Origin of the sequence: Corallococcus sp. bb12-1, assembly GCF_026626765.1 — a bacterium.
In the GTDB taxonomy this organism is placed as follows: domain Bacteria; phylum Myxococcota; class Myxococcia; order Myxococcales; family Myxococcaceae; genus Corallococcus; species Corallococcus terminator.
In genome coordinates, this window is sequence record NZ_JAPNJZ010000018.1 from 915736 (window position 1) to 937544 (window position 21809).

Annotated in this window: 14 protein-coding genes; 5 read left to right on the plus strand and 9 right to left on the minus strand. The window is 70.6% G+C overall.

Annotated elements, in window-relative coordinates:
- The first annotated feature begins 69 nt into the window (after nucleotides 1–69).
- Nucleotides 70–3276 carry a TonB-dependent receptor gene (locus OV208_RS24385; RefSeq protein ID WP_267576277.1) on the plus strand — a complete coding sequence of 1069 codons (3207 nt, stop codon included), beginning with the start codon at nucleotides 70–72 and terminating at the stop codon, nucleotides 3274–3276.
- 47 nt (nucleotides 3277–3323) lie between these two features.
- Complete coding sequence (locus tag OV208_RS24390; RefSeq protein ID WP_267576278.1) at nucleotides 3324–4076, plus strand: hypothetical protein; 753 nt, start codon at nucleotides 3324–3326, stop codon at nucleotides 4074–4076.
- On the opposite strand, the gene OV208_RS24395 is transcribed toward OV208_RS24390, so the two are convergent.
- Complete coding sequence (locus OV208_RS24395; protein WP_267576279.1) at nucleotides 4048–4764, minus strand: HAD family hydrolase; 717 nt, start codon at nucleotides 4762–4764, stop codon at nucleotides 4048–4050. The genes OV208_RS24390 and OV208_RS24395 overlap by 29 nt on opposite strands.
- 233 nt (nucleotides 4765–4997) lie before the next feature.
- Here OV208_RS24395 and OV208_RS24400 point away from each other — a divergent pair, with 233 nt between their 5' ends.
- The gene (locus OV208_RS24400) at nucleotides 4998–6653 is read left to right on the plus strand and encodes a sigma 54-interacting transcriptional regulator (protein WP_267576280.1); all 1656 of its coding nucleotides are present in this window, start codon (nucleotides 4998–5000) and stop codon (nucleotides 6651–6653) included.
- 136 nt (nucleotides 6654–6789) lie between these two features.
- A complete protein-coding gene (locus OV208_RS24405; RefSeq protein ID WP_267576281.1) occupies nucleotides 6790–7149 on the plus strand; it encodes a hypothetical protein in 360 nt (119 codons plus the stop codon).
- 373 nt (nucleotides 7150–7522) lie between these two features.
- Here OV208_RS24405 and OV208_RS24410 read toward each other — a convergent pair whose 3' ends face one another.
- The 6 genes from OV208_RS24410 to OV208_RS24440 all read right to left on the minus strand — a co-directional run bounded on the left by OV208_RS24410 (nucleotide 7523) and on the right by OV208_RS24440 (nucleotide 18355).
- A complete protein-coding gene (locus OV208_RS24410) occupies nucleotides 7523–11062 on the minus strand; it encodes a serine/threonine-protein kinase (RefSeq protein WP_267576282.1) in 3540 nt (1179 codons plus the stop codon).
- Nucleotides 11063–11239: 177 nt separating this feature from the next.
- Nucleotides 11240–14302, minus strand: a complete 3063-nt coding sequence (locus OV208_RS24415; RefSeq protein ID WP_267576283.1) for a DUF4215 domain-containing protein — start codon at nucleotides 14300–14302, stop codon at nucleotides 11240–11242.
- Nucleotides 14303–14314: 12 nt separating this feature from the next.
- Nucleotides 14315–16087: an OmpA family protein gene (locus tag OV208_RS41255; protein WP_324291406.1), complete on the minus strand. Its 1773-nt coding sequence runs from the start codon at nucleotides 16085–16087 to the stop codon at nucleotides 14315–14317.
- Between the two features lie 241 nt (nucleotides 16088–16328).
- Nucleotides 16329–16745 (minus strand): nucleoside diphosphate kinase regulator, encoded by a 417-nt coding sequence (rnk, locus tag OV208_RS24430; protein ID WP_267576284.1) that lies wholly within the window; start codon nucleotides 16743–16745, stop codon nucleotides 16329–16331.
- A 367-nt stretch (nucleotides 16746–17112) separates the two neighbouring features.
- Nucleotides 17113–17694 carry an imm11 family protein gene (locus tag OV208_RS24435; RefSeq protein ID WP_267576285.1) on the minus strand — a complete coding sequence of 194 codons (582 nt, stop codon included), beginning with the start codon at nucleotides 17692–17694 and terminating at the stop codon, nucleotides 17113–17115.
- Nucleotides 17695–17809: 115 nt separating this feature from the next.
- Nucleotides 17810–18355 carry an imm11 family protein gene (locus OV208_RS24440; protein WP_267576286.1) on the minus strand — a complete coding sequence of 182 codons (546 nt, stop codon included), beginning with the start codon at nucleotides 18353–18355 and terminating at the stop codon, nucleotides 17810–17812.
- Between the two features lie 187 nt (nucleotides 18356–18542).
- On the opposite strand from OV208_RS24440, the gene OV208_RS24445 reads away from it, so the two are divergent.
- Nucleotides 18543–19652, plus strand: coding sequence for an OpgC family protein (locus tag OV208_RS24445; RefSeq protein WP_267576287.1), 1110 nt, complete (start codon nucleotides 18543–18545; stop codon nucleotides 19650–19652).
- A 13-nt stretch (nucleotides 19653–19665) separates the two neighbouring features.
- Here OV208_RS24445 and OV208_RS24450 read toward each other — a convergent pair whose 3' ends face one another.
- Together OV208_RS24450 and OV208_RS24455 are read right to left on the minus strand one after the other, a co-directional pair.
- Nucleotides 19666–20742, minus strand: a complete 1077-nt coding sequence (locus OV208_RS24450; RefSeq protein ID WP_267576288.1) for an NAD(P)H-dependent flavin oxidoreductase — start codon at nucleotides 20740–20742, stop codon at nucleotides 19666–19668.
- A gap of 115 nt (nucleotides 20743–20857) precedes the next feature.
- Nucleotides 20858–21799, minus strand: a complete 942-nt coding sequence (locus tag OV208_RS24455; RefSeq protein WP_267576289.1) for a serine hydrolase — start codon at nucleotides 21797–21799, stop codon at nucleotides 20858–20860.
- Nucleotides 21800–21809: the final 10 nt, after the last annotated feature.

Here is a 21809-nt window from a genome sequence, read left to right on the forward strand (position 1 = left end):
TTGTTTGTAGCTGGTGGATTTCTCATGATTTGCGACAGAGTGCGCCGCCTTCGCCGGGAGGGGCATTCCGTGTCCAGACGCAACCGTGTCAACCGTGGGCTGTGGCTCGCGGTGCTGCTGTGGGGAACCGGGGCTTTCGCCCAGGGCAACTCGGTCATCACCGGGACCCTGACGAACGCCGCGAACAAGAGCTCGCTGGAGAACGTGGTCGTCACCGCCACCTCGCCCCAGCTCCAGGGCGAGCGCACGGTCGTCACCGACAAGAGCGGCCTGTACCGCCTCCCCCAGCTGCCCTCAGGCACCTACCTGCTGAGATTCGAAGCCCAGGGCTTCAAGCCCTACGAGCGCGGCGGCATCCTGCTGCGCATCGACCGCACCATCCGCCTCAATGCCGAGCTGCTCCCCGACGAGGGCCTCACGGAGAACGTGGAGGTCGTGGGCGCCCCTCCCAGCGTGGACGTGGGCTCCAGCGCCGCGGGCGTCACCGTGGACCAGGACTTCATCCGCAACATCGCCGTCATCCGCCCCGGCACCAAGGGCTCCGCGTCGCGCTCCTTCGAGGGCCTGGCGGAGCTGGCCCCCGGCGCCACCGAGGACCGCTACGGCGTGAGCATCAGCGGCAGCAGCTCCCCGGAGAGCCAGTACGTCGTGGACGGCCTGTCCGTGAACGACCCCGGCGTGGGCACCCTGGGCACGCCCCTGTCGGTGGAGTTCGTCAAGGAGGTCAACATCATCACGGGTGGCTACATGCCGGAGTACGGCCGCTCCACCGGCGGCGTGCTCAACGTCGTCACCAAGTCCGGCTCCAACGAGTTCCACGGCTCCGTGTTCGCCAACATGGCCCCGGGCGCCCTCCAGACGGCGGGCACCGTGGTGCGCCGCGAGGGCAGCGTCATCTCCGCTCAGGGCAGCGCCCACAACCTGGGCGACTTCGGCTTCGACCTGGGCGGCCCCCTGCTCAAGGACAAGCTCTGGTTCTACGTGGGCGTCGCGCCGTCCTTCAACCGCATCCAGGTGGACCGGCAGCTCAGCAGCTACGAGCTGTGCACGGAGGTGGACCCCGCCAACGGCTGCTCCGCCGTGAACGCCCGCCGCAAGGACACCACCACCGGCTTCTCCCAGGTGACGCCCATCGAGGGCACCCAGGTCAGCCGCTTCGCCGACGAGCGCTCCCTGCAGTACCTGGGCAAGCTCACCTACAACTTCAACCAGGACCACAGCCTCGCGGTCTCCGTCTTCGGCACGCCGCGCTCCTCCGGCGGCAGCAACAAGTACGCCTTCAGCGACGACGGAGAACCGGAGGTGTGCACCAGCCTGTCCTGCACCGGCTTCGTGCAGGGGGCCTACGGCGCCATCGCCACCCGGCGTGAGAACAGCGCCCTGGACATGGTGGCCAAGCAGACCTCGTCCTTCTTCGACAAGAAGCTGCTCGTGGACGCGACGCTCGGCTGGCACCACCAGGCCGACTCCACCCTTCCGTCGGACGGCTCCGGCCTGGGCTCCGGCCAGGGCCTGTCCGCGCAGTCCAACATCGCGTGGCGCCGCACCCGCAACCCCGGCCCCCACACCATCAACGAATTCGAAGCCCTGCCGGATCCGAACGCCTGCGGCACCACCCCCGCCGAGCAGGCCCTGCGCTGCCCCGTCACCGCCTATTCCACCGGCGGCCCCGGCACCATCAGCATCCAGCGCCTGGACCGCGTGCAGGGCAAGGTGATGGGCACGTACCTGCTGGAGGCCCTTGGCCACCACATCCTCAAGGCCGGCGCGGACATCGAGCGCATGAGCTTCTACAACAACCGCGCGCGCACCGGCCTCACGCCCTGGCAGGAGTGCACCGGCGGCGACTGCTTCTTCAGCCTCAACCAGTACGGCTACCTGGAGGCGCCCGACCGGCCGGTGTTCCTGGCCAGCAAGGAAGGCACCTCCACGTCCACCACCGTCGGCGGCTTCATCCAGGACAGCTGGTCCGTCCTCGACAAGGTCACCGTCAACGCGGGCCTGCGCTACGACGTGCAGACGCTGTACGGCCTGGACGGGGAGGTGGGCCTGCACCTGCCCAACCAGTGGTCCCCGCGCCTGGGCGTCATCTACGACCCGACGCAGGCGGGCCGCGCGAAGCTCTTCGTCAACTACGCGCGCTTCTTCGAGAACGTCCCCCTGGACATGGCGGACCTGTCCTTCCCCCAGCAGCAGCTCTTGTCCTCCACCTACCGCGCGCCCCCGTGCAACCCGTCGCGTGAGGGCTCGCTGCTCACCGACTGCACCATCGACGCCAACCGCACGCCCATTGGCAGCCGCGAGAGCCCCAACCAGCTCTGGGATGCGCAGGGCGGAGACCGCGTGCCGGTGGATCCCCAGATTCGCGCCCAGTCCGCGGACGAGTTCGTCCTGGGCGGTGAGTACGAGCTGCTGGCGGCGAGCCGCGTGGGCGCCACGTACACCCGGCGCTACCTCAACGACGTCATCGAGGACATGAGCCGCGACGACGGCAGCACCTTCTTCCTGGGCAACCCGGGCAAGGGCTACTCGACGGACTTCCCGCTGGCGAAGCGCGAGTACGACGCGGTCAACCTCTACTTCCAACGCGCCTTCACCGACGGGTGGCTGGCCCAGGCCAGCTACACCTGGTCCACGCTGCGCGGGAACTACTCCGGCCTGTTCCGCGCGGACACCGGCCAGCTGTCGCCCAACCTCACGCGCGACTTCGACCTGGTGTCGCTCACCGTCAACCGCGACGGCCAGCTGCCCGGCGACCGCACGCACTCCTTCAAGGTGTTCGGCGCGAAGGAGTTCTTCATCACCCCGCGCACCAGCATCAACGTGGGCGGCAACTACCGGGCGCGCTCCGGCACGCCGCTCAACTACCTGGGCGCGCACCCGCGTCGCAGCGGTTCGGAGACCTTCATCCTGCCGCGCGACAGCGCCGGCCGGCTGCCCTGGGTGCACGGCGTGGACGGCCACGTGGGCCTCAACCAGAAGCTGGTGAAGGACTATGTGCTCACCGTGTCGCTGGACGTCTTCAACCTCTTCAACTTCCAGCAGTACACGGACGTGGACCAGACCTTCACCACCACGCGCGTGTACGCCATCGAGCAGGGCGGCACCCCGGACGACCTCACCGCGTGCCTCACGAAGAACAACCCCGGTTGCAAGGTCATCTCCACCACCACGGGCCTGCCCATCGTCGAGGCGGACATCAACCCCAACTTCAAGCGGCCCACCGCCTATCAGGCACCGCGGGCCATCCGTCTGGGCGCGAAGCTGAGCTTCTAGGCCTCCGCGCCACACGAGAAAGGACACCCGCGATGAAGCTTCGATGGATGGCAATCAGTGGAGGCCTGGCGGCCGCGGTCGTCACCGCCGGCGCCTGTGGCAGTGAACCCGTGGCGCCGTGCGTGGTGGCCAGAGCCGTGTCGGACGGCTCCACCGGCTCGTTCGCCGCGACCTATGAGCTCAAGGCCGGGCAGAACCCGGACCTCGCCTGCGCCCAGCTCAAGCCGGAGCCCCTGGGCCTGCAGAAGTACTTCAGCCAGGACCCGAAGGCCCCCGACACGGTGGGCATGCGCAGCACGCGGCTGGGCACGCTGCTGCAGACCTTCGCCTCGCGCCTGTCGGAGGAGTCCAAGGCCAGCGCCACCGCGGTGGGCCCCTTCGCCTCCGAGACGCCGGGAGAGGACCGCTTCTGCACGGTGCCCCAACTCACCCCCACGCGGCTGGAGGTGACGGAGGCCCAGGATCCCGACGGGGGCCTCCTGCCCGCGCAGGAGTTCGGCTACGCGTGGAACAACCTGCGCATCTACAACACGCCGGAGATTCCGGGCACGCAGTTCACCGCGGACCTCGTCTACACGGAGAACGGCTGCACCGCCGAGTACACCGTGAAGGGCATCTGGCCGGTGGTGAAGTGCCAGGACAGCAAGACGAAGGGGCCCAGCGACGCGCTGTGCGACCCGTACGCGGACTACGACGCGGGACGGCTGCGCGGCTCCGGTATCAACCCGCTCTTCCCCGTGAAGTGCGACCCGGTCGCGTTCATCTGCGTGCTCACGGGTGAAGTGCCGTCAGCTCCCTGAAGGCGCCCGGGCTTCCGGGACGCAGGGGCGCGGGCAGGTCCCGGAAGTCCTTCACCAGGAAGTCCGGCTGCTCGCGCACCAGGAACTCGCGCGGGAACGACGTGGCGACGGCGACACACGCCGCGCCCGCGGCCCGCGCGGCCCTGAGGCCCGACACCGCGTCCTCGAACACCACGCACCCGGTGGGCGCCACCCCCAGCGCGGAGGCCGCCTTCAGGTACACCTCCGGATCCGGCTTGCCCCGGGTGACGTCCGTGGACGTGACGCGCACCGGGAACATCTGCTCCAGCCCCACGCGCTCCAGGGCCAGCTCCGCGTTGTCCGCCAGCGCGCTCGTGCCCAGCGCCCAGGGCACGCCCGCCTGCTCCAGGGAGCGCAGGTAGGCCCCCACCCCGGGGACGGCGGACACGGGCTCGTGCTCCAGCAGCCGTTGGAAGGCCATCTCGCGGTCGTACGTCAGCGCCTCCACCTCCTCGTCGCTCAGCGTCGCGCCGAACCACGCGCGCAGCGTCTCCCCTGCCCGCCGCCCGTTGGTGGCCAGCAGCTCCTCCCCCGTGGGCGTGTAGCCTCGCTCCCGGGCGAACTCCTCCCAGACGCGGTAGTGCAGCTCGGTCGTGTCGATGACGACGCCGTCCAGGTCGAAGAGGACGGCGTCGAAGGGAGCGATGTTCGAGGTCGATGGGGACATGGAGGCTCGCGCTTTCTCGAAGATCCACACGGCAGGCCCTTCAACCCTATTCACGGGGGGGACCCGGGGCGCGGCATTCGCCCCTCATGGCCGTGCCTACCGTGCGGGTAGGCGGGCGGTCGGCTTCCAGGCGGCCCCATCGAAAAGCACCGTCCGCGCTGAAGTAAGGACCCGCAGGGCTCGCCTGGTCGCTCCAGGGCCAGCCAGCCCGTTGTAGGCTTCACCGGAGGTCCATGTCGCCCCCCAAGAACCCCGCTGAATTTTCGACGACCGCCGTCCGCACGCAGGGCACGCCCACGCAGGCGGCCCATGCCGTGCCCGCGCTGACCATCATCGGTCACGCGCAGCCGCAGCGCATTGGCGAGCGGCTGCTGCTCGAAGGGCTGCTGTCCGACGAGCGCGCCGTGTCGCTGTCGCGCAACGCCCCGGACTTCAGCCGTCCAGGCGGCGTGCTGTCACTGCCACTGGGGGACCCGTTCCTGAGCCGCACCCCGGTGCGCTTCGAGCCCGGCCTGCGCGGTGGCATCCGCATGCTCGTGCCGGAGGATGGGACGCCGGTGCTGGTGGGCGGAGAGCCGGTGAAGGGCGGGCGGGAGTTCCCGGCCGACGCGCTGGTCGCGGGCGTGCCGCTGGTGCTCGCCGGGCGCGTGGCGCTGCTGCTGCACCGGGCCACCCCGCGCGCGTCCACGGCCCCCCGGCCGGCGAACCCGGCGAACCCGGCGGGGCTGGGCATGGTGGGCGACAGCGAGGGCATCGTCCGGGTGCGCGAGGACGTGCTGCGCGTCGCCGACCTCCAGGTGCCCGTGCTGGTGCGGGGCGAGACGGGCACGGGCAAGGAATTGGTGGCGCGGGCGCTCCACGAGCAGGGGCCCCGCCGCGGCGGCCCCTTCGTCAGCGTCAACCTGGGCGCCCTGTCCCGGGACCTCATCGCCGCGGAGCTGTTTGGGACGCTGCGGGGCGCGTTCACCGGCGCCACGCGCGACCGCGACGGCTTCTTCCGCGCGGCCCATGGCGGCACCCTCTTCCTGGACGAGGTCGCCGAGGCGCCCCCGGAGGTCCAGGCGGCGCTCCTGCGCGTGCTGGAGACGAACGAGGTCTACCCCGTGGGCGGCCAGACGCCCGTGCGCGTCGACGTGCGGCTCGTCACCGCCACCGACGCGGACCTGGAGGCGCGCATCCACGACGGCCGCTTCAAGGCCCCGCTGCTGCACCGGCTGGCGGGCTTTGAAATCGTCGTGCCGCCGCTGCGCGAGCGCCGCGAGGACATCACCCCCCTGTTCCTCCACTTCGCCCGCCAGGAGCTGGAGTCCACCGGCGAGGCCGGGCGCCTGACGTCCGCGGACGCCCGGGCCGAACCGTGGCTCCCCGCGTCCCTCGCGGTGCGGCTGGCGCGCTCCGCGTGGCCCGGCAACGTGCGGCAGCTTCGCAACGTCGCGCGGCAGCTTGTCATCGGCAGCCGGGGCCTGCCCGGGCTGCGCGTGGACGCGCGGATGGAGCAGACGCTGGACGCCGACGCGCTCCCCATCCCTGGCCAGCCCCTGAACGTGGAGCCGCCGTCCTCCGCCACCGAGAACACCCCCGCGGGGCACCGCACGCCCGCGCGCCGCAAGCCGGCGGACGTGAGCGAGCAGGAGGTGCTGGAGGCCCTGCGCGCGTGCGCGTGGGACCTGAAGGCCACCGCGGACTGGCTGGGCATTCCGCGCTCCTCCGTGTACGTGCTCATCGACAAGAGTTCCTTGCTGCGCACCGCGCGGGATTTGAGCCCGGAGGAGCTCACCCGCTGCTTCCACGAATGCGAGGGGGACCTGGACCGCATGGTGCAGAAGCTGGAGGTCTCCCGCCGCGCGCTCCAGCGCCGGGTGCGCGAGCTGGGCCTGGAGGGGACCTGAGCTGACACGTCAGCCGTGTTTCAATGTGTCATTGACGCGTCCGGGGCCCCGGGTCCTTCGCCCCGTCGATGATACCTCCGAGGGTGTACACACGAGCCCGCACGCTGGTACGGGCGCTGCATTGCCGTGAGGATCTATGGCCAACATCACAATTGATATCTCCACGACCCCCGTCACCTACCTGCCTGGACCGGAGGTGAAACATGGCGACACGGTGACCTTCACGATCGGCACCGCCTCCATCGTCAGCGCCAAGGTGACGTTCCCCCTCATCGACCCCCTCACCACGCCCAGCCCCTACAGACTGGGGGGCGCCACCATGGCGACGTCCGCGCTGACCGTCTCCGCCACGGCGCCGAAGGGAACGTACGGCTTCGAGGTCAACATCCCCGACCCCGACGAAGCGAAGGACCGGATGGTCGTGCCGCTGGAGGATGACCGGAAGAACGGCGGCATCGACGTGACGAGCGATCCCCCGGAAGTCTTCCGGAAGTAGTCCGCGGGCCCCGTCAGGGCCCACGTGCCGCGTCCGCGCGCTCCCGAAACAGAGCGCGCGGTCCGGCGCGAAGCTGTAGCGGTTCCGCTCCAACTCGGCCCCGTCGGCAGGTCACCAGAAAATCGTGACCCCATTCCGCGACCCGAAGGGCTCCGCGAGGCTGCTCCCCTTGCGGAGCGCAGCCATGAGCCGCGACGTCGCGCTGGAACGGACGCCAGGGCGGGTCCATGGGTCGAGGCGTCCGCCGGGACACTTCGCGCCAAACCTGTCCGACTGTCGGACAGGTTGGGACGCTTCGTCCGCGGAGGGGGGCTTCCAGCCCGAGCCTCTCCCTACCGGCTCTCGTGGACGAAACCGCGAGGCCGTGCGCGATTCACTCGGTCGCGCGCGCCTGCACCGGGGCGCTCGGCCCGCCGCGAAGCCGCAGCAGCTCCGCTCGCACCGCGCGTGCCCGGGCCCACCGGGGACGGGCCGCGACCACCGCGTCGGCCAGCTCCAGCCCGCGCGTCAGTCCGGCCGTTGCGTCCTGGCCTTCGCTCAGTCGCCACGCAGCCCACGCGCCGTGGAAGTCCGCCGCCGCCAGCCGGTACTCCAGCCTCGGATCCCGCTTCAGGGCTTCTTCGAACGACTGCGCCGCGCGCTGGAAGTCACCGTCCGCCGCGCCATGGCCACGCGCCGTCCAGCGGGCCCGGCCCCCCTGCCCCTCCGCCAGGTAGCGCCACGCATTGCCCAGGGACGGGTTGAGTTCACGCGCCCGGTTCAACGCCGCTTCGGCCCGCGCGAGGTCCGGCGCCGGATCTCTCCCCTGGGACAGCGCCCACGTCCCCTGGTGCACCCACGCCTTGCCCAGGTTCGCCAGGAAGTCCGCGTCGTCCGGCAGCCGTTCGAGCGCGGCCGTGTAGTGCGCCACCGAGGCGCGCAGCGCGGCCGTGGGGTCCTGGCCCTTCGCGAGCTGGCCCTCGGCGCGGAAGACCTCCCATTCGCCCAGGTTGTTGAACGCGAAGCCCTGCGTGGGCGCCAGCGTCCGCGCCTGTTCGAAGGACGCGCGCGCCTGCGCGAGCAGCGCCGCCGGGTCGCCCCCTTCCTCCGCCAGCAGCTCCCCCTGCCAGAACAGCGCGGAGCCCAGGGCGTTGTGGAGCGCGGGCTGCTTCGCGTTGAGGCCCAGGCCCTGTCGGTACAGCGCGAGGGCCCGCTCCAGGTCCACGCTCACGTCCTCGCCCTTGAGGTAGTGGAAGCGCGCGAGCTGCTCGGCCACCTCCGCGCCGTTGAAGCACGCGCTGAAGTTGTCCGGGTTGAGGGACAGGGCCCGGGTGAGCGCGTTGTTCGCCTTGCGCAGATCACCCGCCGCGTCGGGCGCGTTCGCCGCGTTGGCGCGCTTGCGCCAGGCGACCCCCAGGTTGATCCACGTGTAGGGCTCCTGCTCGCTCAGCTTCAGCGCCGCCAGGTACGCGTCGATGGCCTTCCCCTGGAAGGGCAGCGGATCCCCACCGCGCGCGGCCTCCGCGTCCGCCTGTCCCTGCCACGTCAGCCCCAGGTTGGCGTGGAAGGCGTAGTCCCGGTCCTCGGGGCGCAGGCGCTCGAAGGAGGCGGTCGCGAGCCGCAGCTGTTCGCGCGGATCCACGCCGTGCAGTTGCTGGTAACGCGCCCACAGCCGGTGCGTCAGGGCCTGCTCCAGCGGGACGCGGGCGCTCGGTGACGCCACGGCCTCCGCGGTGCGCAGCGCCGCCAGCGACTTCTCCAGCAGCGCCTCCACGCCCTCTCCGCCCTGGTTCGTGCGCTGCTCCGCGAGCCGGCGGTGGAAGCGCGCCACCAGCACCAGCGCCCGCGCATGGTCCGGCGCGGCGACGAGCGCATGCGACAGCGCATTCAGCCCGCGCTCGTAATGCGGCAGCACGTTCCCCTCGGCGTACAGCTCCATCACCATCGCGGCCAGCTCCAGCCGCCCCAGCACCGCGTGCACCCCGGGCTGGCTCTCCGCGGTGGCGACGGCGGCGGCATACGCCTCGCGGCTCAGCGCCAGGTCCGCCTGCGAGCCCGCGCGGTCGCCCCCGTTCCAGCGCTGCATGGCGCGCGCGAGCAGGATGTCACCGCGCAGGAGGGGCGCTTCGTAGAACCACGGCACCTGCATGCCGGGCGTGGCCAGCAGCGACAGGGCCTCGTCCGGACGGTCCTCATAGAAGGCGAACAGGGCCTTCACGAACTCGGGCGGCGCGGGGACATCCGGCCCTTCCGCCTGTCGCAGGTACGCGAGCGCGGGGTCGCGGTAGCGCCGGGTCAGCTCCTTGCGGCGCGCCTCCCGCTGTTCGGGCGCGCGGCGCTCCACGTCCAGCAGCAACTGGTCGCGGTAGAGGTGGCCCAGCACCTGCGCCAGCGCCCACGCCACACGGGGCTCGCGGTAGCCGTTCGCCCACGCGGCCTCCAGCTTCTCGCGGGCCCCGTCCAGGTCGTCCAGCGCGAACAGCGCGCGGCCCAGGGCGTACTCCCCGGTTCCATCCGCCCGAGCCCCCGCGCGCCGCACGTCGGCCTCCAGCGCGGCCATGCTCGCGCGCAGCGCCTGCCGGTCCTCGCGCGTGTCGTGCAGGCGCGACAGGGCGGAGTAGCGCACCGCGGACTCGATGCGCTCCACGCGTTCGGTGAAGGCGCGGGCCAGCCGCTCGCGTTCGGCCACTTCTCCGCGCACGAGCGCCGCCTGCCCCAGCGCCCCCGCGACCACCACCACCACGCCGGTGCCCAGCATCAGCGCCGCGCGGTGCTTGCGGGCCTTCTTGCGCAGCCAGTAGCGCGCACCCTGCCGGGCCCGCACCGGCTCCCCGGACAGGAAGCGCTGCAAATCGTCGATGAGCGAGCGCACGGAGTCGTAGCGGAGGGGCCGCTCCTTCTCCAGGCACTTGAGGACGATGGCCTCCAGGTCCTCCGGGATGTTCACGTCCAGGGAGCGCGGCGCGAGCGGCGCCTCCGTCTGGAGCCGCGTGAGCACCTCCGTCTCCGTCTCCCCGGTGAAGGGCGGCTGCCCGGTGAGCAGCGCGTACAGCGTGCCACCCAGGGCGTAGACGTCCGCGCGGCGGTCCAGGCGGTGACCCTCGCCCCGCGCCTGCTCGGGCGGCATGTAGTGGGGCGTGCCCAGCACCGCGTTGGCCTGATGGCCCTCCTCGCGCCAGTCGCGCGCCAGGCCGAAGTCCATCACGAAGGGGTTGAAGCCCCCGTCCTCCGTGCGCTCCACCAGGATGTTGCCGGGCTTCAGGTCGCGGTGGACCAGCCCCGCGCGGTGCGCCGCGTGCACGCCCTCCGCGGCGTGGGCCAGCACGAGCACCCGCTGCTCCAGCGTCAGCGTGTTGGAGAGGTGTCCCAGCGTCGGGCCCTCCACGTAGCGCATGGCGATGAAGGCCTGCCCCCGCACCTCGCCCACCTCGTAGACCTCGCACACGCGCTCGTGGCGCACGCGGGCCTGGGCCCGGGCCTCGGAGAGGAAGCGGCGGGCCAGCTCCGGGTCCCCGTCGCGCACGAACTTGAGGGCCACGTTGCGGCGCAGGAGCGGGTCGTAGGCCAGGAACACCTGCCCCATGCCGCCCTGCCCCAGGAAGCGCACCGGCTCATACCGGTCCCATCCGGGCACCGGGAACGCGGGCGACCCGTCCGCATCCGTCGCCGCCGGAGGCGCGGTCGACAGCGTGGGGGCCTCCTGGATGGGGGCGCCACCCCGGTCCGTGCGCTCGCGGGCCAGGTCCTTGCGCAAGAGGTCCAGGGTGTTCTCCGTCAGCCGACCCCGTTCCTTCAACAGCTCCAGGGGCCCGCGGTGCAGGCGGAGGGCGTCCTCGCGCAGGGCCGCCGCCTCCTCGGAGGACAGCAGCCCTTCGTCCAGCGCGAGGAGGACCTCTTCCTCGTACAACTCCTGATGGCGGCCTGCCCTGTGCACGGACGGAGCATACGGGGAAGGCCAGACGATGCGGGAGCGCCGCCGGAAGGGCGCGGATGGAAGGGGGGCGAGGGGGCACCCCCCGAAGGGGACATCCGGCCCCTTCCGGCGGCCTCCATGAACGCCTTGGAGGCTCCAGGGAGGCTCCAGGGAGCCTCCCCGGAAACCACGGGGACCTCAGGCGGCCGGGCGGCGCTGCCTGCGGCGCAGGCCGGGCAGTCCCATCAGGCCCAGGAGGGCGAGCCAGGAGGCGTCGGGCGCGGTGCTGCACCCGCCGCCCGCGAAGGCGCGCGTGTTCGTCACGGTCCAGGTGTGCTCCGCGGGCGAGGTGTCCGCGTTGCCCGCGTCGTCCACCGCGCGCACCCGCAGGGTGTGGTCCCCGGGCGAGACGGTGTAGCGGTCCTTGCACGGGACGAAGGCGCCACCGTCGAGGCTGCACTCGAACGTGATGCCTTCCTCGTCGGGGCCGTACTCGAAGTCCGCCGTCCGGTCGGAGGTGCTCGCGGGCGGGCCCTTCACGATGACGGTTTCGGGGGCCTGGGTGTCCACCTGGGTGTCCACGACGAAGGACACGGTGTTGGACACGGGGCTGGTGCCCCCCTTGGGCGTCTCGGCCGTGGCCGTCACCGCGTGCGGGCCGTCCGTCAGCGGGGCGGTGGGCACGCAGCTCCAGTTCCCGGTGGCATCGACGGTGGCGGTGCAGAGCACCGTTCCGCCTTCGCGCACGGTCACCTGGCTGCCGGGCTGGCCGGTGCCGGTGATGGCGGGGGTGGAGGTGCTCACGGTGGTGCCGGACGCGGGGCCGGTGATGACGGGTGCCGCGGGCACGGGCTCCTGGACCTCCTCCACGGTGCACGTGGCCGAGCAGCCGTCACCCGACGTGAGGTTGCCGTCGTCGCACGCCTCCGTCCCTTCCTTGATGCCGTTGCCGCACACATTGGCGGCCGCGCACGTCTGGGACGAGGGGTTGCAGACCGCTTCACAGACATTGGAGGCGGTGCACGTCTGGCCAATCTCCAGCAGGCAGCGCGGCGAACAGGTGTCGCCGCCCGTCAGGTTGCCGTCGTCGCACACCTCGGCACCGGCCCGGACGCCGTCACCGCACGTGGTGCCGCAGAGGCTGGGCGCACCGTTGCACGAGTAGCCAGACTCCACGGCGCACGTGGCGGAGCAGCCGTCGCCCGACGTGGCATCGCCGTCGTCGCACTGCTCGCCGGCATTGATGACGCCATTGCCGCAGGTGTTGAAGCACACGTTGCCGGGCGCGGGGCAGCTCCAGCCCGCCTCCACCTGGCAGGACGCGTTGCAGCCGTCGTTCGCGGAGAAGTTGCCGTCGTCGCACACCTCATTGCCCGCGGTGATGCCGTCACCGCACTGGGTGTTGCAGACGCTCGGCACACCCGAGCAGCTCCAGCCCGGCTCGACGCGGCAGCCGTTCGAGCAGCCGTCGCCGGACTGCGTCTCGGCGTCGTCGCACACCTCGCCCGTCTCCAGCGCACCGTTGCCGCAGGTGAAGGCGCACACGGAGGGGCCCGCCGCCGGAGCGGTGCAGGCATAACCCCGCTCCACGCTGCACTCGGTGGAGCAGCCGTCGGACGACGTCAGGTTGCCGTCATCGCACTGCTCGCCGGGGTTCACGTTGCCATTGCCGCACGTCTGGGCGCAGGGCTGGCCCGGCGTGGCGCAGGCGTAGCCCAGCTCCAGGGTGCAGGCGTTGGAGCAGCCATCGCCCAGGGCCGTGTTGCCGTCGTCGCACAGCTCGCCGGCGTTCAGGACGCCGTTGCCGCACAGCGGGGCGCAGGCGGACGGCGCACCGGAGCAGGCGTAGCCCGTCTCGATGCGGCACGACGCGGAGCAGCCATCCGAGCTGAACACGTTGCCGTCATCGCACTGCTCACCGGCGTTGATGGCGCCATCACCGCAGGACGCCACGCAGGCGCTGCCCGGGGTGGGGCAGGCGTAGCCCGCTTCGACGCGGCAGCTCGCGTTGCAGCCGTCGTTCGCGGTGGTGTTGCCGTCGTCGCACTGCTCGCCGGCATTGAGAGCGCCATTGCCGCACGTCTTGGCGCAGGAGCTGGGCGCCCCCGAGCAGCCGTAACCGGGCTCGATGCCGCAGCTCGCGTTGCAGCCGTCGTTCGCGGTGGTGTTGCCGTCGTCGCACTCCTCGCGCAGGGAGATGGCGCCGTCGCCGCAGCGGTCGTCGTACGCATCCACGAACAGGTAGCGGAAGGCGTTCGGGGGCGAGGCCGCGTTCTCGTTGCACAGCTCGATGCGGTTGACGCCCGCGTGCCAGGGCGCGCTGGTGCCGAACTCGCGGAAGATGTTCTTCTGCCACGGCTGGCCGGAGGGCTCGCTGACGGTGATGGGGGAGACCGCCACGCCGTTCACCTTCGCGCTGGCGAACTGGTTGTCATTGAAGGTGGCCAGGCGCAGCCGGAACTGGGAGATGTTCGTCGTCGAGGGGACCAGGAAGTCCTGGTAGACGCACGTCTCTCCGCCCAGGGGCGCCATGAAGCGCGCGGACTGCATCTCCAGGGGCCAGTCAGGGGCGTTGCGCACGCCGGTGGTCGCGCCCGTGGTGGTGCCCGCGTAGAACCAGTGCGGATCCGCCACGGCGCCTTCCAGGCGGCGGTTCTGGTTGTCCACGCCAGTGTTGAAGATGGCCACGCCCGCCTTCACGCAGCGGCTGGGGCTGCCCGCGCAGGCGAAGCCGGGCTCCACCTCGCACTGCCGGCTGCACCCGTCGCCCTCGAAGCGGTTGCCGTCGTCGCAGACCTCCTGCGCGAAGGACGGGAACGGCTGGTTGTTGAAGACACCGTTGCCACACAGGGACAAATCACACGTGGACGAACAGCCGTTGCCGCCGCCCACCGTGTCGCCGTCGTCGCACAGCTCACCCGTGTTGGTGACGTTGTTGCCGCACAGGCTGGCGAGCGAACAGGCATTGCCGGGCACGTTGCACAGGTAGCCGGCCTCCACGGTGCCGGTGGCGGAACAGCCATCCCCGCTCACGGTGTTGCCGTCGTCACACTGTTCGCCGGGCTGGAGCCGGCCGTCGCCCACGAGCGCCGAGGACTGCTGGCTCGTGAGGACGGACTCGGGCGTGGAGGGCCGCGAGTCACCCGACTCACAGCCGATGAGGAGGAACAGGGCACTGAGGGCCGCGGCGGTGAAGCCCGCGCGCGCGACCGTGTGTGACGCCTGTCCCCGGAAGAGGGACTCCATGACGTTCTTGAACATGAGAGGTCTGCCTTACTTCTGAAGGGGTTCCGGAGTGGAGGAGGAGGCCGGCGTCGTCTGCACGCCCTCGGCCTCTCCGACAATTTTGAACTCGACGCGGCGGTTCTTCGCGCGGCCGTCCGCCTTGGCGTTGTCCGCGATGGGCTGGTTGGGACCGAAGCCCTGCGCTTCCAACCGCCCGCGCTCCACGCCCTTGCCCACGAGGTAGTCCACCACCGCTTCGGCGCGCCGCTGGGACAGGTCCAGGTTGTACTCGGCCTTGCCCGTGTTGTCGGTGTGGCCTTCCACGCGAATCTTCGCGATCTCCGGGTGGGAGACGAGGATGGCGGCGACCTTGTCGAGCACCGCGTGGCTGCGCTTCTGGATGACGGCCTGGTTGTTCTCGAAGAAGACCGACTCCAGGATGGAGATGCGGCCCGAGTCGATGCGGGCGAGCGGCGCTTCCTTGCAGCCACCGTTGGCCTCGGTGCCGGGCTCGTCCGGGCAGTTGTCCAGCCGGTCGACGACGCCGTCACCGTCGCGGTCGGGATCCACGTCCGGGCAGCCGTCCCGGTCCTTGTAGCCGTTGACGGTCTCCGGCTCGCGCGGGCAGGCGTCCTTCGAATCGACGATGCCGTCACCGTCGGTGTCGGGGTCGTCCGGGCAGCCGTCCTCGTCCTGGAAGCCGTTCTTGTTCTCCGCCTGGGCCGGGCACTTGTCCGCCAGGTTCAGGATGCCGTCCTTGTCGTCGTCACCGTCCGGGCAGCCCTGGAGTTCAACGAGGCCGGGGGTGGTGGGGCAGCGGTCCTCGCGGTTCTTCACGCCGTCGCCATCCGCGTCCAGGTCGGGACACTCGGAGGCCACATGGGGTTGGCCCGCGATACAGACGGGACCGGCGGGCGCGGGAGGCGTGCCGAAGGAGACGCCCGCGAGCAGGCGGAAGCGCGGCGTGCCCGGCGTCTGGCCAAAGCCCGGGCCGCCCATGAAGTACACCTCGGTGCCGTCCGCGGTGGGGACGCGCAGGCCCAGGAGGACTTCCAGCGAGCTGGGCGAATCCTGCACGGGCAGCGTGCCGCGCACGAGCACTTCCTCGCGCAGGCCGAAGAGGCCCGCGGACACGTTCACGCCGCCGTTCAGCTCCACGCCCATCTCGTCGCGGACGGGGGTCGCCTGCGGGGACAGGGCATACGTCTTGGTGCGCACGAGCGCGCCCACGTCGGCGCCCACGCGGAAGGTGTTCGCCAGCCGCTTGCCCAATCCCAGACGCGGGGAGAAGGTGAAGCCCTCGTCGCGCGTCAGGGCTGCCTCGCTGCCCAGGGGCAGCGCCACGCCCAGGTGCAGGCCGAGGTCGAGGGGGCCGCCCCGGTCCTCGGAGAGGAAGCCGGCGCGGGCCTGGAGCCAGGGGGTGCCGAGCGCGAAGGTGGTCGGGCGGCTCACGCCCACCGCGCCCGTCTCCGGGCCCCACTGGGACACGATGGGCACCTGCGCGCCCACTTCGAGCCAGTTCGTGAAGGCGTAGGCGCCGCTCACGTGCGCCGTCACGCGGTTGGAGATGATGACGCTCTGCTCCTCGTCATTCTCCAGCAGAACGAGGGGCTTGTTCTCGTAGTGCGCGGTGAGCCCTACGCGGAACTGCCCGGCGGGGAGCAGGTCACCGGTGGACAGCACGAGGCTGTCGCGTGCGCCGGGGTTGAGCTGCAGGCGCTCCAGTTCGATGCCCGGAATGGTGCTGTTCTGGGCCTGGGCGCTGAAGGCGCAGAGGACGGCCAGTCCTCCGAGCCCAAGGTGATGCCTTCGTGCGAACAAAGCGTTCCTCCACATCGACTCACGGACGTAGGGACGTCCGCGACCCTTCGCGGGGCGAGGGGTGACGTGGCGGATGCACGCCCGGGGCCAGCGGTGTCAACAAGACGACGTGAGGAATCGCGCGGGGATGGAGGAGCGCGGGCGCGGGGGGGCCGGGCGCTGACGCGTCAATCGCAGGCGGCTGACGCACGGAACACGGCGGCTGACGCGTCAGGAGCGCGCCGTGTTCCGGCGGGATGCGTCACAGGTCGAAGTGACCGGCGGCTTCGGGCTGGTAGGGGACGGCGACGATGCGCAGGCGGCGGGTGCGGCCGTTGGGGAGGGGCCATTCCACGGTCTGGCCCACGGACAGACCGATGAGCGCACTGCCCACGGGGGCGAGGACGGAGATGCGGCCCGCGTCGCTGTTGGCGTCCTTGGGATAGACGAGGGTGACCTCGCGCTTGCCGCCGCCCTCTTCGTCCTCGAAGACGACGGTGCTGTTCATGGTGACGACGTTGGGGGGGATGGTGGAGGAGGAGGTGACGACGGCGCGGGCGAGCTCGGACTCCAGTTGCTCCACGAGCTCCGCGTTGCGCGCGGTGCCGTACTGTTCGACGACGCGCTCCAGGCGCTGGAGGTCGGTGTCGGTGACGATGAGGGGATGGTTGTGGACCATGGTGGTGCCTCCTGGCGGTGAGAAGGAATGACGGCCCCACGCATTCCCGGGAAAAGGGAGCGCATGGAGGAGCCGTCGGGTGAAAGGGTGGAGAGGACGCCGACCGTCGCGAGCTACACGGGACGGGGGGCGTGGGAGACAAGCCAGGCGGTGGCTCGGCCATGCGCGGGCAGCGTCCGGCGCACGGAGATCCGGCGCGGAGCGAGCTGCTGGCAGGCTGTGAGCGAAACCGTCATCTGGACAGGGACCCGGGGGCTGCGAACGCGAAGTGGAACCCTGAATGTAGCCGCGCCGGCCCTGATTGCAACCGACACCCCGCGAAGGGGGCGACCGGGCGGACAGGCGCCGTGGTGCCCGGGGGTGTGGATCAGCGCAGCGGCGACACGTCCTTGAACCTCACGCCCGTGGCGCCCAGGTGCTCCAGGGCGAGCTTGATGTCCTCGGAGATGATGAGGGACACCTCCCAATGCAGGGGCCGGAACACCTTGGGACTTCCGATCCGGAGGGCGTCCAAGCGCATGCCCCACACGGAGAAGTAGGTACCGACTTTTTCTGGGAGCCCGTTCTTGGGCTTCCAGTAGAGCACCTCTTCCGAAGCGTCGTCGTCGATGCAGTTCACTCGGCGGACGGCATTCATGATGAGGAACTCATCAGCCTGGCCTTCGATGTCGACGGGGAAGAACTGCACATCCGCCGGGGCCAGCCGCTCGAAGATGGAGGCCACCCGGGTGTGGACGACGGGAACGCTGAAGGGCGCGTGCGAGTAGTCCAGCACGGTGCCTGGGATTTTGACGGGAATGCGAACACGCTCGGGCCAGAAAGCCGGCTTGCCCATCCGGAACTGCCAGGGGTTCATGAGTTCAGTTCCCTGAGCATCCTGCGGGTGCCCCAACTCCCAGCGTCCTTCCAGGTACACGTCGTCAGAAAGGTCGAAGTACTGCTGCGACATGGATTGAACTCCGGGACTCACTCCGTACGAGTTACCAGCTTGTTGAGAAAGCTTCCCTTCTGGACGAGTTCATCCGCCAGGGTGCGAAGTGCCCGCGTCAACGATTGGTGGTGGATCAGCGCAGCGGCGACACGTCCTTGAACCTCACGCCCGTGGCGCCCAGGTGCTCCAGGGCGAGCTTGATGTCCTTGGAGATGATGAGGGCGAGGGGCCAGCCCCAGGTGCGGAAGATGTCGGCGCCTTCCGTCTTCATCGGGTCGATGCGCAGGTCGTGGACGGCCCGATAAGTGCCAACCCGGTCCGGCCTTCCATCCTCCGGAGTCCAATAGCGCACCTCGCCCGAGGCCGCGTCATCGATGCACTTCACCAGTCGGACGACGTTGACGAGGAAGTAGGGCTCTGGATAACCCTCCACCGCCACGGGAAACAACTCCACGTCGCGCGGAGTGAGTCGGTTCAGAAGTTCCGCCACCCGTTGGGAGACGATGGGAACAGCGCCCGCATCCGCGAGCGAGAAGTCGAGCGCCCTTCCCTGCGCGGACAACGGCACGCGCAATGCCCCCTCCACTCGGGCGGACACGCCCTGCATGAACAGCCACGAGCCCTGGTCCTGGCCCTGGGCGTCCACGGGCGCCCCCAGACCCCAACGTCCAGCGAGCATCACATCGTCCGTGAGCCTGAAGTACCCAGTCACAGCGCAGCCCGCTGCGTCAGGCGTACCGTGACAACGGATCCGCAAGGGCGGAGAGGTTTACCCGGCACGCGGGGATGTGGCATGGGTGAAGGGCTCCTCCACGAGGCACGGCCTTCCGAATCCTAGCGACCTCTCGACCCCTCACGACGCCGCCATGCAACGACGCCCTGAATTCGACAGCCTGCGCGGAGTGCTCCTCGTCCTGATGACGCTGACGCACCTGCCCACCCGGTTGAACGTCCTGAGCAACCAGCCGTTCGGCTTCGTCTCCGCCGCCGAGGGCTTCGTCTTCCTCTCCGCGTTCCTCGTCGGCGTGGTGCACGCGAAGAAGCTGGGCACATCCAGCCCCATCGCCATGGTGAAGAGCCTCTGGAGCCGCGCCCTCAAGGTGTACGGCTACCACGTCGCCCTGCTCTGCTTCGCGTTCACCATCATCGCCGCGCTCGGCGTCGCAGCTCGCAGGCCCGCCATCCACAACCTGCTCGGGTTCTTCCACCAGGATCCGTTCACCGCCCTGTGGAGCAGCCTCTTCCTCCTCTACTGTCCCCCGCTGCTCGACATCCTTCCGCTCTACGTCGTGCTCCTCCTGCTCACGCCCGCGGTGATGCTCGGCGCGCGCAAGGAGGGCTGGTCCCGAGTGCTGGGCTTGAGCGCCCTCATCTGGGTCTGGGCCCAGGTGGGCCTCAAGCGCGCCCTCTACGATTTGCTCGTCGCCATCCCCGTGCTGCCGTGGCCGCCCTTGAGCATCGACCTGTCGGGTGCGTTCGACCTGTTCGCATGGCAGTTCCTCTGGGTGCTCGGCGTGTGGCTGGGCGTCAGCCGCGCCACCGCGCCGGAACACCGCGAACCCGTCTCCCGGAGGCTCCTCACCGGGGCGCTCGTCATCAGCGTCGGGTTCCTGCTCGTGCGCCATCTCGACGTGGACCTGGGCGCGGCAGCGGTGCTGTTCGACAAGTGGACGCTCGCGCCGCTGCGCCTCGTGAACTTCCTCGCCGTGGCCCTGCTCGCGAGTTGGCTCGCGCCCCGCGTGTTCCGCTGGCTGCGCCCCCGCGTGCTCGAAGCGCTGGGACAGGCATCGCTGCCCGTGTTCGCCGTCCACGTCGTGCTGTGCCTGCTCAGCCTGTCGCTGCTCGACGAGAACGAAGACCCGCTGGACTACTGGGACGAGTTCGCCGTGCTCGTGGCGACCTTCTGCTCCATGTACTTCGTGGCGCTGCGCCAACGCCTCGCGGGCCGGGACATGGGCCCGCCTTCCACGTCATAGCAGCCTGGCCGGCTCAGTCGCGCACCGCCGCCAGCGCGGCCTCGGTCTCCGCCATCAGGGCCCGAACCAGCTCCGCCGCCGGCCCCTCCCGCGACAGCCCCACGCCCTGCCCCGCCCACAGCGTCATGAAGCGCGTGTCCCCGCGCTGCGCGGCCGCGGCCCTCAGGGCTCGTGTGGCCCCGTGAAGCTGGGGATAGGGCAGGTACGCCCCGGCCTCCTCCAACGCGGTGATGAGCTCATTCGGAATCGCCCGCGCTGGCCTCCCAGTGAGCGCGCGGGTGATGCGCGACGATTCATCCTTGGCCTCGCGCAACACCTCGCGGTGCGCCTGCACCGTGCCGCTCTCCTGGCAGCGCAGGAACGCCGTGCCCAGTTGCACACCCGCCGCCCCCAGCATCCGCGCCGCCGCGATGCCGCGCCCATCCATGATGCCACCGCTGGCGATGACCGGCAGCCGCACCGCGTCCACCACCTGCGGCACCAGCGCCAGCGTCCCCACCAGCCCCGCCTCGAAGGACCCTCCGAACGAGCCCCGGTGTCCACCGGCCTCGGAGCCCTGCGCGACAATCGCATCCACGCCCGCGGCCTCCAGCGCCAGCGCTTCGCGCACGTTCGTCGCCGTGCCCACGATGAGGATGCCGCGCGCCCGCATCGCCTCCAGCACCGGCGCATCCGGAACGCCGAACGTGAAGCTGAACACGGTGGGCGCCACGTCGAGCACCACCTCCACCTGCTTCAGGAAGTCCGGCAGCGGGGCCTCCGCCACCTCGGGCGCGGGCAGTCCCAACTCCGCGTGGAAGCGTGCCAGCAACCCCAGCACGGGTCCGGGGTCGCCATCCGCCACCGGAGCGCGGGGCGCGAACAGGTTGATGCCATACGGGCGAGACGTCCGGGCACGCACCGCCTTCGCCTGCTGACGAATGGCTTCTGGCGGCGCGTCCGCCGTTCCCAGGGACCCCAGCCCACCCGCCTCGGCCACCGCGACGGCCAGGTCCGGGGGCGACAGCCCTCCCGCCATGGGCGCCTGGATGAAGGGGTACCGCGTACCGAGCCGCTCCGCGAACCTGCGCCAGGCCAAGGGGTCCATCATGCGGTCACCTCGCGCGCGGACAGGATGCGCGCAGGACAGCATTAACGGTCATGGCCTCCCGGTCGCCATCCTCCCCCCGAGGACGTCGAGTAGCGCACGCCCGGGTCATCCATTATCAGCAGTCGTAGTCCGGCGCGGGTGCCCCCGCGTCCAGCACGACCGGCGCCGGGCCCCCTGTCCTGGCCAACGCCTCACCACAATCCAGCCCCGCGTCCTTCGCCAGATGCCGGTACAGCACACACGAGGCTCGCTCCACGACGAAGGCCTGCTTCGGCCAGTCCGGTCCGCGCGAGGCGAGAATCGCCACCGCGTACCGTCCACCGCCCGGCAGCGTCACCAACCCGATTTCATTGAGCACGTTGTAGCGCGCGTCATCTGAACAGCATCCCGGCGGCAGCCACCCACCCTTGTGCTGGAGCGACGCGCGAACACGCTCGGGCAGCCGCGTGCCCAGCCAGCCGCCGCAACCCTCCCGAGGCGTCAATTCCATCCACTTGAGCAGCCGCGCGGTGGGGCCCGGCTTCAACAACGCCTTCGTGTCCAACCGCGCGAGGAAGGACACCGCGTCGTCCGCGCAGAAGTAGTTGTCGTTCTGCATCACCTTCGGCGAGTTCGTCGCCCAGCGCTGTCCGCCGTAGTTCCACTTCGTCAGCGCGGTGTTCTTCATCCCCAGGCCCTGGAGATAGACATTGATGGCGTCCGGCCCGCCGACGAGGTCGATGACCTCCCCGGACGCCTCGTTGTCGGAGGTGCGGAACACCTTCTCCGCGAGCGGTGCCACCTGCTTCAGGTCCCGCTGCTTCAGCGCCGCCGCCACCCAGAACACCTTCGCGGAGCTGGCGGAGATGTGCGGCGTCGTTCCGGAGAAGCTCGCGGATTCGCCCGTGCGCAGGTCCGTCACCGCGAGCGCCAGGTCCGTCCCGGGCGACAGCCGCGCTGACTCGCGCGCCAGTGAATCCACCACGGACTGCAACGATTCCCGGGGTACGCCCGCGTCGGGCGTCGCCGCCGAAGCGGTCATCGCAAGCAAGCACATGCCCAGCAGCACCGTCCGCATCCACGACTCC